The following is a 16,331-nucleotide window of genomic DNA, read 5'->3' as shown; positions in this document are numbered from 1 at the left end:
ATTTTTCGATGAACTGCATAATTTTTTTAATATTTTTCCGCATTTATGGGAAAACATAATGACCTAGGAAAGCTTGGCGAACAAAAAGCAGTGGATTTTCTACTTCAAGAAGGCTATGAGATATGCAGTAGAAACTATAGATACCTAAAGGGAGAGATCGATATCATTGCGAAAAAAGAAGATATGTTATGCATAGTAGAAGTAAAATCAAGGACCAGTGGCTTTTTTGAGGCTATTTCGGATACCATAAATAAGAAGAAAATTGGACTCTTGGTCACAACAGCAAATCATTATGTCGAGGAAAATGAACTAGATGCGGATGTTCGGTTTGATGTAATTACCGTAATCAATGATAAAGGGAAGTTTAGCATTGAGCATCTGGAAAATGCATTCTATCATTTTTAACCATTTGTTTTATTTGTAACAATATGTTATTTTTGTTCAAATCCAAACCAAGATGAAAACGATATCTGCTGTAGTCGAACATTACATCAAAAAGAAGCCGTTCCTGCAAAGCGCCCTTGCACAAGGCATTATCAATCTAACTTCCTTATCAAGACAAATAAAACCCGAAATCTCCGATGCGCTTGGGAAAGATATAAAAGATGGTGCTATAGTGATGGCACTAAAGCGACTTTCAGATGATTTGGAATTTCGTGCAACGCATAAAATTGTAAAGGTCTTAAAGAATATTGGTGAAATTACGGTACGTTCTTCATTAACAGATTATACCTTTTTGGCGTCTGATACCATTTTACAACAACAGGCCAAACTCTTAGAGGCGGTAAATGCCAATCAAGATGTGTTCTATACTTCTTCAAGAGGGGTAAATGAAATTAACATTGTTATCAGTAGTTTGATGGATGGCATTGTAGAAAGATATTTTAAACATGAGCGTTGTACCCAAAAAGCAGAGAACCTTTCATCCATAACCGTTAAACTTCCAGCGGAGAATGTTTCCGTACCGGGAATCTATTATTTTATTTTTCAACGACTGGCTTGGGAAGGTATCGTGCTCTATGAGGTAATTTCAACTACAAATGAGTTTACCATTTTGGTCAATGAAGAACAAGTCAACATGGCTTTCAAAACAATCAAAGATTTGAAAACCTTATAATATGGCGAACAATAAACTAAAGTATTTGCTTTTTCGTTGTTAAGAAAGAAATATCTCTTATAAATAATGAAAAAAAGAGTTCTGTTCGGCCTGTTGGCACTATTGTTCGTCTATATTGGTTATCTACTTTACATATTTGTTTTATCGCCCAAGACCAATTTACAATCCATTTATCTAATTCCGAAAGATGCGGTTTTCGTCATTGAATCCGATAAACCCGTAGAAAGCTGGGAGAAAGTAAGTAAAAGTGAGGGCTGGCACCACCTTCAAAAAAATGGATATTTTGCCGAATTGACAGAGAATATCCAGAAGGTCGACACGATTTTCAATAACAATCATAAACTGTTCGAATTTTTTGATGGAAGGTCGCTCTTTATTTCCATCCACATGGTCTCGCCCAAAGATTATGGCATTTTTTATGTGCTGGACTTAAAACGTATAGCTAAACTCAAATTGCTAAAAACCTATTTGAATACCTTGCTCAACGATAATTACACGCTGAGCAAGCGAAATTATCATGATCACGAAATTCTTGAGGTCTATGACCGCAAGAACAAGGAAACCATGTACCTGGCCTTTGTAAAAAATCAGTTGGTAGCTTCATATACCCATACTCTTGTTGAAGCATCAATAGATCAATATCAAGAACCTGTACTTGGCAGGGATTTAAGTTTTATTGAGATCAATAAAAAAGTAGGGTATGAGGATTTGTTCCGGTTATACCTGCAATATGATTTTTTGGATGAGTATTACAAACGCTTTTCCGATAAGCCCAATGATTGGATCAATAGAATGGATGAAAATTTTTTGTTTTCTGGATTCAGTTTTGACTTGGATGAAAATGGCACTATTACCGCTGATGGATTTACAAATCTTGATGCTACAAACCAAGACTATTTAAAAGCACTACAAAAATCTGGAACGGCAGAACGCACAGTACCAAAAATTGCTCCGAAGCGGACTGCCCTTTATGTTAGCTATGGGTTTGAAAGTTTTTCGGACTTCTATGATAATCTTATGATCGTTCAACAAGATGATCCAGGACAATTTGATAGCTATGAAGCGGGAATATCAAAAATCGAAAAATTTCTGAAAATTGATATCAAGGAGAACTTTATAAGTTGGATAGGGGATGAAATCGCATTGCTTCAAATCCAATCGAGTATTACGAAAGGAAAAAACGAAATGGCCTTAGTTCTCAAAACGAACAGTAAAGATGATGCAAAAACTAATCTGGATTTCGTATTAAAACAAATAAAAAAGAAAACACCCGTCAAGTTTAAGGCTGTAACCTATAAAGAACACGAAATCAATTTTCTTTCCATTAAGGGCTTTTTTAAACTATTGTTAGGCGGGCGATTTGAGCAGTTTGATAAACCTTATTTTACGACTGTAGATGATTATGTAGTGTTCAGTAATAATCCCAACACCTTAAAAAGTATTATCAACGACTTTACGGCAAAAGAGACCTTATCTACCTCAAAAGATTTTCAGGATTTTAATGAAAAGTTTGAAAGAGAATCCAGTTTGTTCGTTTACAGTAATATCCCTGTTTTATATGATAACATGTATGATTTGGCCGATGGTAATACTAGGATACAATTAAGAAAGAACAAAGATTTTATTATCTGTTTTCCGCAAGCAGGCTTTCAACTAATGCCAGAAGATGATTTGTTCGAAAGCAGGTTGGTGGTCAATTATCAAGATGTGGAAAAGGTTAAAAAGAAGGCTCAGTTTCAAGAGGGTAATATGCAACCTAAACCTAAAAATCAACCTGTAAAACAACAAGAGATTACCGAAGCTGTTTTTAATTTGAAACCAATTTATCCCACAGACCTAAATGCAAAATCTTTTATGAAAAAGTATGCAAATGGAAAACCTAGATTCGAGGTTGAACTAAAGGATGGTCTTAAACATGGTCGCTACACGGAATTTTACACTAACGGAGTTGAAAAAATAACGGGGCGTTTTAAAAATGATCAACAAGTTGGTACTTGGCGTTACTATGATGATAAGGAAGAGTTGGTCTTAAAGAAACGATTTTAGGATAATCCTTGTAGAACTTCTTAGAATCAACTTTCATTTAGTAACTTGATTTCCCAAACCAAGAGTTACTAAAAATGAAAAAAACCGCTCAGGTAATTGTACTACTTCTTTTTGCTTTTTCAACCCATTTTGGAATTTGTCAAGATTCCTATTTTCCAGAACGTAATGAAGCATGGAAAGCAGCTGAAAAAAATCAATTTTCTTTTAATGAAACCAAGTTGCAAACCGCTGTGAATTTTGCTAAGGAAAACGAATATTCGGGTTCACGGGATTTACGCCAAGCAATTTTGAAAGGTTTTCAGCACGAACCTTTCCATAAGATTTTGGGGCCTACTAAAAAACGTGGTGGACCAGCAGGAATGATTTTGAAAAATGGATACCTTCTTACATCATGGGGCGATACCAAGCGGGTGGATATGACCTTTAGTGTGACCAAAAGTTTTCTTTCCACTATGGCTGGATTGGCTGTAGATAAAGGACTCATTGCCAATATAGATGACAACGTTGGAGACTATATCTGGGACGGTACTTTTGATGGTAAGCACAACAGTAAGGTAACTTGGGAGCATCTGTTACAACAGAATTCAGATTGGTCGGGAGAGCTTTGGGGACTGAAAGATTGGGCGGATAGGCCTCAAAAAGAAGGGGGGTTGGACGATTGGAAGTTCAGGAAGCTCAACGAACCGGGCACTGTAATGGAGTATAATGATGTTCGTGTAAATGTTTTATCCTATTCGCTTACCCATGTTTGGCGCAAACCTTTGCCTATGGTACTAAAAGAAAATTTTATGGATAAGATAAATGCCTCGACGACTTGGCGCTGGTACGGGTATGACCATGCGTGGACTGAAATTGATGGTGTGCAAATGAAATCTGTAACAGGTGGTGGACATTCGGGAGCTGGTCTGTTCATCAGTACCGAAGATATGGCCCGCTTTGGTTTGGTATTCCTTAATAACGGCAAATGGGAAAATGAACAATTGATAGGTGAAGATTGGATTGGCAAAGCCACAATGTCTTCTGGCCCTAATATCAACTATGGGTATATGTGGTGGTTAAATAAAAAAGGCTCTCGCCATTGGGAAGGAGTTCCTGAACACTTATTTTACGCGGCAGGCTTTGGAGGAAACTTTATTGTAATAGACCAAAAAACCGGATTGATGTTAGTGACACGTTGGTTAGAACCCAACAAAATAGGTGAGTTTGTAAAATTAGTCTATGATGCCTTTTAAATACTATAGGTGTTTAAGAGTTGGCCTTTAACTTGATATCACAAAACCCAAACATGATATTGTTCTTCTTATCCGAAGGATTGCCATAGTCCCTAAAAACCTTTTCGCCAATTTCAAAAGGAACGGGATTTTTAAAAATAGGACCATCAAAACAGAACGTATGGAATTCCCCGTTTTCACCACAAGGGTCAACATCTTTTGGAAATTTTTCAATGAGTTCCAAGGACAGTCCCTTTCCAAGAAATGATGCATCCAATCTAGAATTGTTGACACATACAATTACCGCCTTGAAACCTAATTCAAGAAATTCATGAATCAAAGCCTTTGTATCTTTCTTCCAAATGGGAAAAATTGGGGCAATGCCAAGGGGTCTGAGCATGTTTTCTCGATATTGCTTTAAATCCTCTAAAAAAATATCGCCAAAAACAGTCTGCGTGTATCCTCTGGATTTTAAATCTAGGACTTTGTTTTTCATTAAGTCATTGTACTCCTCCATATTTGGCTTTTCTGGAACTTCAAGGATATCCAAAGGTATTCCGACGGCTTTGGCCTGCGCTTCTAGTACTTCTTTATGTAGCCCGTGCATGGAAACTCTATTGTGGTGTTTATTCAAGGTGGTCATCAAAAGGTTGACTTCCAAGTATTTTTGCTGTTGCAAATAATAAAGCGCCAATGCTGAGTCTTTTCCAGAACTCCAGTTAAAATAGGTTTTTGTTTTTTTGGACATGGCCTTGTTGAATATTTTATAGTTTAAATATAATTCTAAGATTATTCTTAAGGTCTGCTATAAATGACCAAATTGCAAAATGGCTTTTGCCCTATACTTACATCTTTGGTTTCGCACTCTTTTTCAAAACCCCTTAAAACCGTGAAGTTTTTACGTAGTGGTTGCACTACTTTTGGTTTGATTAAAAACTTGTTTTATGATTTTCTTCTTTGGAATCCGAGCAACAAAAGTTAAAGAGCGAAAGTTAAAACGGACGGCTTGTCCCAATTGCCAAACTCAGGATTCATTTACGGTCTCAACTTTTAGCAAGTATTTTCATTTTTTCTGGATTCCCATAATACCACTTTTCAAGACCCATGTTGCGGAATGTTCAAATTGCAAGAAAACCTATTCAAAAGCACAGTTCACTCCCAAGATGTTGAAGAGCTTAGAGAATGAAAATCGTATTGATCCTGCAAAGCGACCCTTGTGGCAAGGTTGTGGATGCATTCTGTTGGTCGTTGTTTTTGCCGTTCTTTTTGGTTTGTCAATGTATGGGGTGTACATGCGTGCTAACAATCCACAAGCAGGAATCGAAGAGGTTGATGACAGAAGACAGTTTTTAGATGCTGATATGGGCAAGATGACAAAAGCCGTACAGCAAAAAGATACATTGACCTTTGCTTTAAAGTCTTGTGTGGATTATGATATTGTTGATGGCCTGGATACAGAGAACTTTGAATATTTTACGCAGTTGAAAGAGGATAAGCTTTTGATATTGATGAAGGTCTCTGATATCAAAAAAATAGAGACCAAGTATAGAAAAGAACTCATTGATGTTATCGAAGATTGCTTGTATGCCATGGATCGTGATGATTTGATTAAAGAGACGTATATCGCCGTTGAAGGAAAATGGAATACGATTTTGGTCAAAACCCCTTTCAATGAAGATTTAGGAGGTCGCTTTGCTAATAAAAACCTGTTATTACCTTTCTATGGAACCAGAGATACAACTTCAACGACCACTAATGTAAAAGATAGCTTGATGGTAGAATAACCAACACTTTTGAACTCAAGATAATCTACTAAGAGACTACTTCAATCTTTTTACTTAGTGGAGTTAAAGCCAACAAAGCTTTTTCCACGCTCGTAATTCCTTCAAAAGTCAATAACAAACGTAATCCATTACGGGTCTGCTTTTCTTTTAACTGGCATTGTTGTGGATGACTCTGCACATATTGCAAGACCTTTGTGAATGCTGTAGTTTGATAAAATGGGGATTGTTGGTCCGATAGAAAGTATCCAATGAATTTGTTCTTTTTCAAGATTGCCTTTTCCAATCCAATACTGTTCGCTAGCCATTTAATACGTACTGAGTTGAACAAATCTACAACTTGGGGAGGCAGTTCGCCAAAACGATCAACCAGCTCTGCTTCAAACTTGTTTAGACCTTCTTCGTCTTCAATAGTGTTCAGTTGGGTATATAGATTTAATCGTTCCGTGATGTTATTGATATAGTCATCGGGAAAAAGCAGTTCAAAATCGGTGTCCAGTTGGGTTTCTTTCACAAAAACTTTTGATTTTTCTCCTTCCACCTCCTCATACAGCTCTTTAAACTCGTTCTCTTTGAGTTCTTCAATCGCTTCTGCCAAAATCTTTTGATAGGTTTCAAAACCAATTTCGTTGATAAATCCACTCTGTTCCCCGCCCAATAAATCACCTGCCCCACGAATCTCCAAATCTTTCATGGCAATATTGAAGCCACTCCCAAGTTCGGTAAACTGTTCTAGTGCTTCAATACGTTTTCGGGCATCAGTGGTCATGACCTCGTGTGGCGGAGTAATAAAATAACAGAATGCTTTTTTATTGCTTCTTCCGACCCTACCGCGCATTTGGTGCAAATCACTTAGACCAAAATTATTGGCGTTGTGAATGAAAATGGTGTTGGCATTGGTGACATCCAAACCACTTTCAACAATGGTAGTCGAAACAAGAACGTCAAATTCCCCATTCATGAATGCGAGCATTAAAGTCTCCAATTTCCTGCCTTCCATTTGACCGTGACCGATTCCAATTTTGGCATCTGGCACCAGTCGTTGAATCATCCCGGCCACCTCTTTAATGTTTTCAATTCGATTATGTATGAAAAAAACTTGTCCACCACGTTGGATTTCATACGAAATAGCATCACGAATGATTTCTTCGTTAAAACGAATCACCCTACTCTCAATAGGGTAGCGGTTGGGTGGAGGGGTAGTAATTACCGAAAGGTCACGGGCGGCCATCAAACTAAACTGTAACGTACGGGGAATTGGCGTTGCCGTAAGTGTCAACACATCCACATTTTCCTTGATGGACTTTAATTTGTCCTTTACGGCAACCCCAAACTTTTGTTCTTCATCAACAATGAGCAGTCCCAAATCTTTGAATTGCACACTTTTGTTCACCAATTGATGGGTACCGATGATAATATCGATTTTGCCTTCTGACAAACGTTCGTGAATATCACGTTTTTCTTTTGCAGTTCTAAATCGGTTGAGGTAATCGACAGTAACTGGCATTCCTTTCAAACGTTCTCTAAACGTTCGAGCATGCTGAAATGCCAAAATAGTTGTGGGTACCAGAACGGCCACCTGTTTGCCATTGTCCACAGCTTTAAAAGCAGCACGGATGGCAACCTCTGTTTTTCCAAACCCAACATCACCACAGATTAAGCGATCCATGGGACGTTCACTTTCCATGTCCTTTTTTACGTCTTGCGTGGATTTTTCTTGATCGGGCGTATCTTCATAAATGAATGAAGCTTCCAGTTCATGTTGCAAATAACTGTCGGGAGGGTATTGGAACCCTTTTTCCAATCGGCGCTTTGCGTAAATTTTGATGAGGTCAAAAGCAATTTTTTTAACGCGACTTTTAGTCTTGTCCTTTATCTTTTTCCACGCTCCAGAACCCAGTTTGTAAATTTTGGGAGGTGCGCCATCTTTTCCATTGAACTTTGAAATCTTGTGGAGCGAATGAATGCTCACGTACAGAATATCACGTTCACCATACATTAATTTGATGGCCTCTTGCTTTTTGCCTTCAACATCTATTTTTTGTAGTCCGCCAAACTTGCCTATGCCATGATCAATATGGGTGACATAGTCACCAATCTCTAACTTGTTAAGTTCTTTTAAGGTAATCGCTTGTTTTTTGGCGTAACCGTTTTTTAGCTGGAACTTATGGTAACGCTCAAATATTTGATGGTCGGTATAGCAGATTAATTTTAAGTCATGTTCAATAAATCCTTGATAGAGCGGAAAAACTATGGTCTTATAATGAACACTTCGACTATGCTCAGTGTCCGATACCTCATTTATTGGTTGGCTGAGCGTAGTCGAAGCCACATCATCAAAGATGTCGTGAAAACGCTTGGCCTGCTGATCTGTGGAACAAAAAATATAATTGGTAAAACCAGCTTCATAATTCTCATTTAGATTTTCAATGAGCAAATCAAACTTTTTATTGAAGGAGGGTTGGGGTTTGGTATTAAATATTATTTCGTCACTTCGGCTAAGTTTACCTTGAGCTGAGTCGAAAGACTCAGTGACCGATATAGTTTCTGTATCTGGGGGGCTGAGCGTAGCAGAAGCCCTAATTTCCACCAAACAAAACTTCTGCAATTGTTTTTTTAACAGATCAGAGTTAAGAAACAATTCCTCTGGCTTGGAATGTCTTATCTCTTCACTGAGTTTTTTGAAACTATCTTCAGCCTTCTCAAAAAATGAATCGATTCGGGCATAGACCAAATCCAGTTGCTTTGAAAATATGATGGTTTGTGGAGAGATATATTTTAAAAAACTTTCTCGTGATTCTTGTAAAAACTTATTTTCCACATTGGGTATTATGGCAATGCGTTTCACTTTTTCGGTAGATAGTTGTGTTTCTACATCAAAAGTTCTAATGCTCTCAACTTCATCCCCAAAAAATTCTATACGGTACGGTTCATCATGTGAAAACGAAAAGACATCCACAATACCGCCCCTTACCGAAAATTCCCCCGGTTCGGTTACAAAATCCACTCTTTTAAACTGGTACTCAAAAAGCACTTCGTTTAGAAAATCGAGTGAGAGCGTATCTTCCAACTTAATTTTCAAGGTGTTTTTGTCCAATTCTTTACGAGTGACCACCTTTTCAAAAAGTGCATCGGGATAGGTTACGATGACCGCAGGCTTCTTTCTCGAATTGATGCGGTTCAAAACTTCTGCGCGCAGCAGCACATTGGCGTTATCGGTTTCTTCAATCTGATAGGGCCTACGATAGCTTCCAGGATAAAAAAGCACTTCGTTTTTACCTATCAACTGCTCTAAGTCGTTCAGATAATAAGCCGCTTCCTCTTTATCGTTCAATAGCACTAGGAAGGGAAACTCACTTTTCTTAAAAACTCCAGAAATTGCAAAAGACAGAGCCGAGCCCGTAAGACCAGAGAGATTTATTTTTGGTGTTTCCGCTCTCTGCTTGTCGAAAGGTTGGGCAATGGCAAAGTGCAGTTTTCCAAGTTGGGAAGACTGTTCAAAAAGTTCTAAAATGGAGGCTTTGGTCAACCTAAAAACTTTGCTGCAAATATAGATTGAAGAAAAATTATGGGCAAAGCATTCGCTATACTTTTATGATTTCGTCCTCTACAATGGCGTAAACCTCATCTTCTTTGGTCGGCTCTAGCACAAAAGTTCCAGTAAATTTACCAAAGGCAGGTAAGATTAATTGTTGTGGTTTCTTAAAAAAGCATGGTAGCTTTAGGCGCTGTCTGCCAAAACCTTTCAATCGTATGGCAGGATGAATATGTCCGCAAAAATTGAAGAACCCTTCTTTTTCTTCTGGATGATGCGTCAATAACAAACCGTCGAGTTCCAATTCTTGAAATATGCTGATGCCTAGATTTTCAAATTTTTCTGGTGCGATGATGTCATGATTGCCCGCTACAAGAACAATCTCTGCTGGTGTTTTCCCCACCCAATTTTCAAACAGCCGCCATTCTTTGTTCAATGAGGAATGAAACAAATCCCCAAGAAAACAAATTTGAAAGGGTTGAAATTCACTAACGATTTCATCCAAGAGCATAAAATTTTTATGGATGGCTTTTTGCGGTACGGCCGCTCCAAACTTTCTAAAATGGGCTACCTTTCCCAAGTGCACATCACTGATCAATAGCATTGATTTTTCCACCCAAAAAATTCCCCCTAAAGGATGGAGTCGGAATTCTTGATTTATTATTTGGATGGATTGGGTCACGTTATAGTTTTAAACTAGATGGATTTTGCCTAGTATCCCAAATTAGATGAATTATAATTTCATCAAGCTTTAGCTCGTAGAATATTTTGTAATGTCCTTTAATAAGAACGTAAATGTTTGATTGATTTGTTTTTATCCCCAGTAAAGGATATTTGGATAGAAGCTTTAAGTTAGCATTGATTTCTTTATTTAGCTTGCGACTGTAGGTTTTTGAACCGTTTCTCTCGCTGTAAAATTCTAGGATTTTCGTGAAAACAGCATCTGCTTTTGATGTCCAAACTATTCGTTTAGCCATTTATCATTCTTTTTAAAAACAGATTCATTGGTCAAAACCTTGTTCGAATTGTAATCGGTAATACTTTCTGAAATCAAGTTTTTCTCAGTTTTGCTGAGTTGATATACAGCAGTATTTGCATGATTGTTCAACAATTGTTTAAAAAGAATCAAGGTTTCCTCATCTTCTATCGAAAGTAGATTTTTTATAATTTCATTTTGTAGTTCTGAAACACTCATGGTGAAGCTTTTTGTAAAGTTAAATAATTTTACAAGGTTCATTTCATCAAAATTTTGGTCATACGTTTAATACGATCGGCCAATTTCTCATTGGATAATTTTTCACGAAGTCGATCCGTAATAATTGGAAAAGAAAATGGTGTAGGTTTCTCGCATTGCTTCCAAACAATCTCTTGTTTCGCAATTCGTTCCAGTGCCAAACGTAAACGCCCTTCCTCGAGCTGGTGTTCAAAAGTTTCCGTAAATGCCTGTCGATACAATAAGTTATCTGCTTCAAAATCCTTGAACACATCGAACAATAGTTGGGAACTGCTTTGCAGGTGTTTCATTTTGACACCTTTTTCTGGATACCCTGTAAAGACCATACCACTGATTACCGCAATATCGCGAAACTTACGTCTAGCCATTTCATTACTGTTCAAGCTCTTTTGAAGGTCACTCAGCATATATTCTGTACTGAAAAGGTCGTTGTCCAATACATTTTGAATGTCAATGGGTTTATCAGAAAGCATTTCGAATCCATAGTCATTAAAAGCCAATGAGCATGTAATCGGGGAAAGCAAACTGATACGATAGGATAGTAAACTGCTCATTGCCTCATGCACCCCTCGGCCTTCAAAGGGATAGAAAATATGATGGTAGCCATCCCTGGTCTTAAAAGTTTCAATCAAGAACTCTTCAGGTCTTGGTACAATACTCTCTTCTCGTTGCTTTGTAAACATGGGTGAGAGCGATTTTATTTCATTGGATTGTTTTGAAATCGCTAGTTCAGCGGTATACAGTTCCTGTCGTAACAGTTCTGACATTTGGGCTGAAAAACTTAGGCGCCCCCCCATCCAGCTGGGGACCTTGTTGGTGCGTTTGGTCGAATTGCGAACATGGGCCTGCATTCCCTTAATTCTGATAAACTCTAAGTTTCTCCCTGCAAAGGTGAAGACATCACCTGGAGAGAGTTTGGAAATAAAATATTCCTCGATAGAACCTATATAACCTCCTTTTTGGTAGCGAACTGAAATAGCGGCATCACCAACGATAGTGCCTATTTGAAAACGGTGTCGCATGGCAATACCCCGATTGTTCACTTTGAACTTACCATCGGCTTCGACTTCGACTTTTTGGTATTCATCGTAGGTTTTTAGGCTTTGACTGCCCATGACCAAAAAATTCAACAACCATTGCCATTCATCTTCTGAAAGCGCTTGGTAACAAAAAGTTTGTTTAATTTCTGAGTAAATTTCTTCAGGATAAAACCCATCAGAAACCGCCAGTGTGGTAAGATATTGTAATAGCACATCGTAACTGTTCAAATAGGGAATTCTATCTTCCACAGCTTCATGTTTAACCGCCTTCTGCATGGCGGAAGCCTCTATAAGCTCCATGGCATGGGTAGGTAGAAAGTGAATGACGCTTTCTTCACCTGGCCTATGCCCGCTACGTCCGGCACGTTGTAAAAAACGTGCAACACCTTTGGGGCCACCAATTTGAACCACGGTTTCCACAGGAGCAAAATCTACCCCTAAATCAAGACTGGATGTGCAAACTACCGCTTTTAAACTTTCATTGCGAATGGCCTGTTCCACCCAAATACGGGTCTCCTTGTTTACACTGCCATGGTGCATGGCCATTTCACCAGCATATTCAGGATGTTTTTCCAGTATTTTTTGAAACCAGATTTCACACTGGCTTCGGGTATTGGTGAATAATAATGTGGTTTTACTGGAATTAATGATTGGGACTACATCTTCTAATAAATGAAGCCCAAGGTGTCCCCGCCATGGAAAAGTTTCCATTTTTTCGGGGATAATGCTCTTAACCGTAATCTTTTTATTGAGCTTAGCTTTAACCAAAATAGAATTTTGAAGGGCTTCTGAGGTTGGTCCCAGAAGTACTTCCCTTGCCTGTTCTAAATTCCCAATAGTAGCTGAAATACCCCAAATCCGTAAGTGGCTACAAATAGTTTTTAGCCGGGACAAACCCAGTTCCATTTGAACTCCACGTTTCGTGCCAAGCAATTCGTGCCATTCATCAACCACAATCGCCGAGCAATCTTTGAATACCTTTTCATAACCTTTTGACGAAAGCAATAATTGAAGGCTTTCGGGAGTCGTAATCAATAGGTCGGGCATATTGGTTTTCTGTCTGGAACGTTCCTTGGTAGACGTGTCTCCTGTGCGAATACCAACCGTCATCTGGGTATCTAAATCTTGTGTTATCCGCTCTGCGGATTGTTTAATTTCTTGAGATAGGGCACGGAGCGGTGTAATCCAGATTGCTTTTAGCCCTTTCTTGTGCCTGGTTTTATAGTCAGGATGTTTTTTGATGTAGTTGAGTACGATGGGAAACCATAGGGCATAGGTTTTTCCGCTTCCCGTTGGTGCATTTAGCAGACCATGTTTGCCTTGTAAAAATGCGGTCCAAGTCTCTTTTTGAAATGCAAACGGTTTCCAGCTCTGCTGTTGGAACCAGGTTTCTGCAATCTCAAAAAGTTGTTTTCTGTTCATAAGTCTCACCCTAACCCTCTCCAAAGGAGAGGGAACTTTATCACTTGTCTTTTATCTCAATGGTTTCCTCTCTTTTGGAGAGGATTGAGGAGAGGGAATCAGTGCCTTCAAATCCTCTAACGTATTTACATCTTCAATCTTTTTATCTTTTCTCCATCGCAAGATACGTGGAAACCTTGTGGCTACACCGCTTTTATGCCGTTTTGATAAAGCAATCCCTTCAAACGCAATTTCAAAAACATGATGTGGGGTAACACTGCGCACAGGGCCAAAACGTTCCAAGGTGTTTTTCTTTATCCAAGCATCTACAAGTCTAAATTCTGAATCAGTCAATCCAGAATAGGCCTTCGCAAAGGTTACCAATTCTTTCTCTCCATTTTCTTTTTCTTGCCATAATGCAAATGTATAGTCGGTAAATAGATTGCTTCGTCGTCCATGACCTCGCATGGCATAGGTGAGCACCGCATCAACGGTCAAGGGATCGACTTTCCACTTCCACCAATCTCCTTTTTTACGACCTACTTGATAGGCAGAATCTTTTCTTTTCAGCATTAAACCTTCGCTTCGCATATCTCTGGACTTTAGTCGCTCTTGGGCTACTTCGCCCCAAGAATTGAAGTCTAAGCGTTCGGACAAAAGTAATGGTAGGTAACTTCGGCTACGCTCAGTGACCAAATTTTCATCTTTTTGGTGGTTGAGCGGAGTCGAAACCACCGAACTATAAAGTTTTTCGAGGTTTTTTCTTCTTTCTAGAAATTTCCAAGTTCTAACATCTTCTCCTTCCCATTCCAGCAAATCATACACTTTTAGGACTACTGGGGTTTTCTTTAAAAGTGCTTTGGAAACTGTTTTTCGACCGATGCGGGTCTGTAAATCATTAAAAGTGCCAATTTCGCCATTGGGGTAGGGAAGCAGTTCCCCATCCAGAACGGTCCCATTTGGAATCACCCCAATAAAATTTTGGAATTCTGGATATTTATCCGTCACCAATTCTTCACCACGGCTCCAGACAAAAAGCTCGTCGTTTCTAATGATGACTTGAGAACGTATGCCGTCCCATTTATGCTCGATAGACCAATCTTCTACATTTCCTAAATCTGAAACCTCATCTTCAATGGCATAGGCCAGATAAAAGGGATATGGTTTGGAGAGATAGTCGCTCTCATTTTCCTGTAGTACCAAATCTTCAAAAGTGATGGTGTTCGGGTTCCAATTGCCCATAAGTTTGTAAGCCAATACATCTTCGTCGATTTCGGTTGCTTTGGAAAGTGCTTTGGTCATCAATTTTTGACTGATTCCTATTCGAAATCCTCCTGTAATCAACTTGGTGAAAACAAAGCGTTCATAATAATTTAGTTGGCTCCAATTATTGAAGAGATAGGTCTTTTTTTCTTCTTCGGTTTTGGGTTTTAGTGCAATCATTTCTTCCAAATAATTGGTCAGACTTTTTTTGGTCGATGTTTCCCCAGCTGGAATGATCAACGCAATGGTCTCCGCTAAATCGCCAACAATATGGTAACTTTCCTCGAACAACCATAATGGGATGTTTGCCAATTCTGCCGCCCATTCGCGAAGTAAAGTCGTATTAACGGGCCTGGGAGGTCTACGGTGCGAGAGTATGGCTATGGTCCAAACTTTATCTTTAGGACTGGCCTTTTGAAAATAATCTACCAACGCTTGGACTTTTGCATTGGTCTTGTTGGTGCTGTCCAACGTTTTTATGAGATCTGCAAAGCCCCCCATCCCCCCAGAGGTGGGTTTTTGCTCGGTAGTGATTTGAGTATCTGTAGCCATCAGTATTGTGTGTTTTCAATAACTTCTCCTTCGTCCGCAGGCGTAGGGGAAGGGCTTTCACCTTCGTATTGTGTGGTCTCCGTACGGGCATCGTAACCTAGTTCTCTTAGGTATTTTGAAAAAATTTCAGTGTAGCCATGGGTGCAGATAATCTTTTCGGCTCCAGTGTTTTTTATAGCGCTCAATAATCCTGGCCAGTCGCAATGGTCGCTCAATACAAAGCCTTTATCGATGGCACGCCTGCGGCGTGCACCACGAAATGCCATCCAACCACTCGCGGAGGCGGTAACGTAAGGCACCATTTTACGAATCCAGGTACTGCCATGCGCAGAAGGTGGAGCAATGACAATATTTCCTCTGATATCTTCTTTTTTAGTGTCTCGGGTAATCAGTTCCGTTTCTGGGAAATTGACTAAAGGGCGTAGTACTTGGGTCATCTTCTCTACCGCACCATGGGTATATATTTTTCCTATGGATGGGTCAAGATGTTTTAGCAATCGTTGTGCTTTTCCCAGTGAATATCCAAATAGGATAGAGGTGTTGCCGTCAGCTTTGTTCTGGCTCCACCAAGAATTAATGCTTTCAAAGACTTCCTTTTGGGGAGTCCATAGAAAAGCGGGCAATCCAAAAGTACATTCGGTAATGAACGTATGGCATTTTATGGATTCGTAAGGGGTGGTCAACCCATCATCTTCAATCTTATAATCTCCTGTAAAAACCCAAATTTCACCTTTATATTCTACTCTTATCTGTGATGAACCTACAATATGTCCTGCAGGGTACAAACTGAATTTGACCCCTTGAATGGTGAATGTTTCGCCCCATTCTTTTCCTGTAACGTTGATGTTACCAAGTCGATGTTTTATAATCGGTATGTTACGATGGTGGGTAATATATTTTTTATGTCCCCAGCGACTATGGTCTGCATGGCCATGGGAAATAATGGCTTTGTCCACGGGTTTCCATGGGTCTAAATAAACATTGGCCGCATCACAGTAAATTCCGCGGTCAGTGAATTGTAAAAGAGGAGTTTTCATAGCTGTGTGAATTTACAAATTTTAAAAGTAGCTTGCGTTAGCGATAGTAGTGAAAAACACGTAGGGCATTGCAAATGCCCGAGGCTTTGTAACGGATAGCGCGGCCCAAAACAT

Annotated in this window: 13 protein-coding genes; 5 read left to right on the top strand and 8 right to left on the bottom strand. The window is 39.1% G+C overall.

Features of this window, described 5'->3' with window-relative positions; translation table 11 throughout:
* Positions 1–45 precede the first annotated feature (45 nt).
* From KIM67_RS10160 to KIM67_RS10145, 4 genes are all read left to right on the top strand, one after another.
* Positions 46–405, top strand: coding sequence for a YraN family protein (locus KIM67_RS10160; RefSeq protein WP_213831221.1), 360 nt, complete (start codon positions 46–48; stop codon positions 403–405).
* 52 nt (positions 406–457) lie between these two features.
* Positions 458–1,117, top strand: a complete 660-nt coding sequence (locus KIM67_RS10155; protein ID WP_213831220.1) for an aspartate kinase — start codon at positions 458–460, stop codon at positions 1,115–1,117.
* A 66-nt stretch (positions 1,118–1,183) separates the two neighbouring features.
* The gene (locus KIM67_RS10150) at positions 1,184–3,163 is read left to right on the top strand and encodes a DUF3352 domain-containing protein (protein ID WP_250149227.1); all 1,980 of its coding nucleotides are present in this window, start codon (positions 1,184–1,186) and stop codon (positions 3,161–3,163) included.
* Positions 3,164–3,237: 74 nt separating this feature from the next.
* Positions 3,238–4,395 carry a serine hydrolase gene (locus KIM67_RS10145; RefSeq protein ID WP_213831219.1) on the top strand — a complete coding sequence of 386 codons (1,158 nt, stop codon included), beginning with the start codon at positions 3,238–3,240 and terminating at the stop codon, positions 4,393–4,395.
* Positions 4,396–4,408: 13 nt separating this feature from the next.
* On the opposite strand, the gene KIM67_RS10140 is transcribed toward KIM67_RS10145, so the two are convergent.
* Complete coding sequence (locus KIM67_RS10140) at positions 4,409–5,122, bottom strand: diphthine--ammonia ligase (protein ID WP_213831218.1); 714 nt, start codon at positions 5,120–5,122, stop codon at positions 4,409–4,411.
* A 196-nt stretch (positions 5,123–5,318) separates the two neighbouring features.
* Here KIM67_RS10140 and KIM67_RS10135 point away from each other — a divergent pair, with 196 nt between their 5' ends.
* Positions 5,319–6,158, top strand: coding sequence for a zinc-ribbon domain-containing protein (locus KIM67_RS10135; protein WP_213831217.1), 840 nt, complete (start codon positions 5,319–5,321; stop codon positions 6,156–6,158).
* Positions 6,159–6,186: 28 nt separating this feature from the next.
* Here the strand turns inward: KIM67_RS10135 and mfd are convergent, their stop codons facing one another.
* Genes mfd through KIM67_RS10100 form a run of 7 tightly spaced genes read right to left on the bottom strand, consistent with a single transcriptional unit; the run spans position 6,187 to position 16,217 of the window.
* Positions 6,187–9,684: a transcription-repair coupling factor gene (gene mfd, locus KIM67_RS10130; RefSeq protein WP_213831216.1), complete on the bottom strand. Its 3,498-nt coding sequence runs from the start codon at positions 9,682–9,684 to the stop codon at positions 6,187–6,189.
* Positions 9,685–9,739: 55 nt separating this feature from the next.
* A complete protein-coding gene (gene pdeM / locus KIM67_RS10125; RefSeq protein WP_213831215.1) occupies positions 9,740–10,372 on the bottom strand; it encodes a ligase-associated DNA damage response endonuclease PdeM in 633 nt (210 codons plus the stop codon).
* Position 10,373: 1 nt separating this feature from the next.
* Positions 10,374–10,667 carry a type II toxin-antitoxin system RelE/ParE family toxin gene (locus KIM67_RS10120; RefSeq protein ID WP_213831214.1) on the bottom strand — a complete coding sequence of 98 codons (294 nt, stop codon included), beginning with the start codon at positions 10,665–10,667 and terminating at the stop codon, positions 10,374–10,376.
* On the bottom strand, positions 10,652–10,885 hold the full coding sequence (locus tag KIM67_RS10115; protein ID WP_213831213.1) for a hypothetical protein: 234 nt from the start codon (positions 10,883–10,885) through the stop codon (positions 10,652–10,654). The genes KIM67_RS10120 and KIM67_RS10115 overlap by 16 nt, the downstream gene beginning before the upstream one ends.
* 38 nt (positions 10,886–10,923) lie before the next feature.
* Positions 10,924–13,386, bottom strand: a complete 2,463-nt coding sequence (locus tag KIM67_RS10110) for a ligase-associated DNA damage response DEXH box helicase (protein ID WP_213831212.1) — start codon at positions 13,384–13,386, stop codon at positions 10,924–10,926.
* A 51-nt stretch (positions 13,387–13,437) separates the two neighbouring features.
* Positions 13,438–15,129: an ATP-dependent DNA ligase gene (locus tag KIM67_RS10105; protein WP_213831312.1), complete on the bottom strand. Its 1,692-nt coding sequence runs from the start codon at positions 15,127–15,129 to the stop codon at positions 13,438–13,440.
* A gap of 50 nt (positions 15,130–15,179) precedes the next feature.
* Entirely contained in the window at positions 15,180–16,217 is a 1,038-nt protein-coding gene (locus tag KIM67_RS10100) for a ligase-associated DNA damage response exonuclease (RefSeq protein WP_213831211.1), read from the bottom strand.
* Positions 16,218–16,331 lie beyond the last annotated feature (114 nt).

The organism is Flagellimonas sp. 389 (assembly GCF_018449435.1).
GTDB lineage: Bacteria > Bacteroidota > Bacteroidia > Flavobacteriales > Flavobacteriaceae > Flagellimonas.
This window is presented reverse-complemented; position numbering and strand designations above follow the sequence as displayed.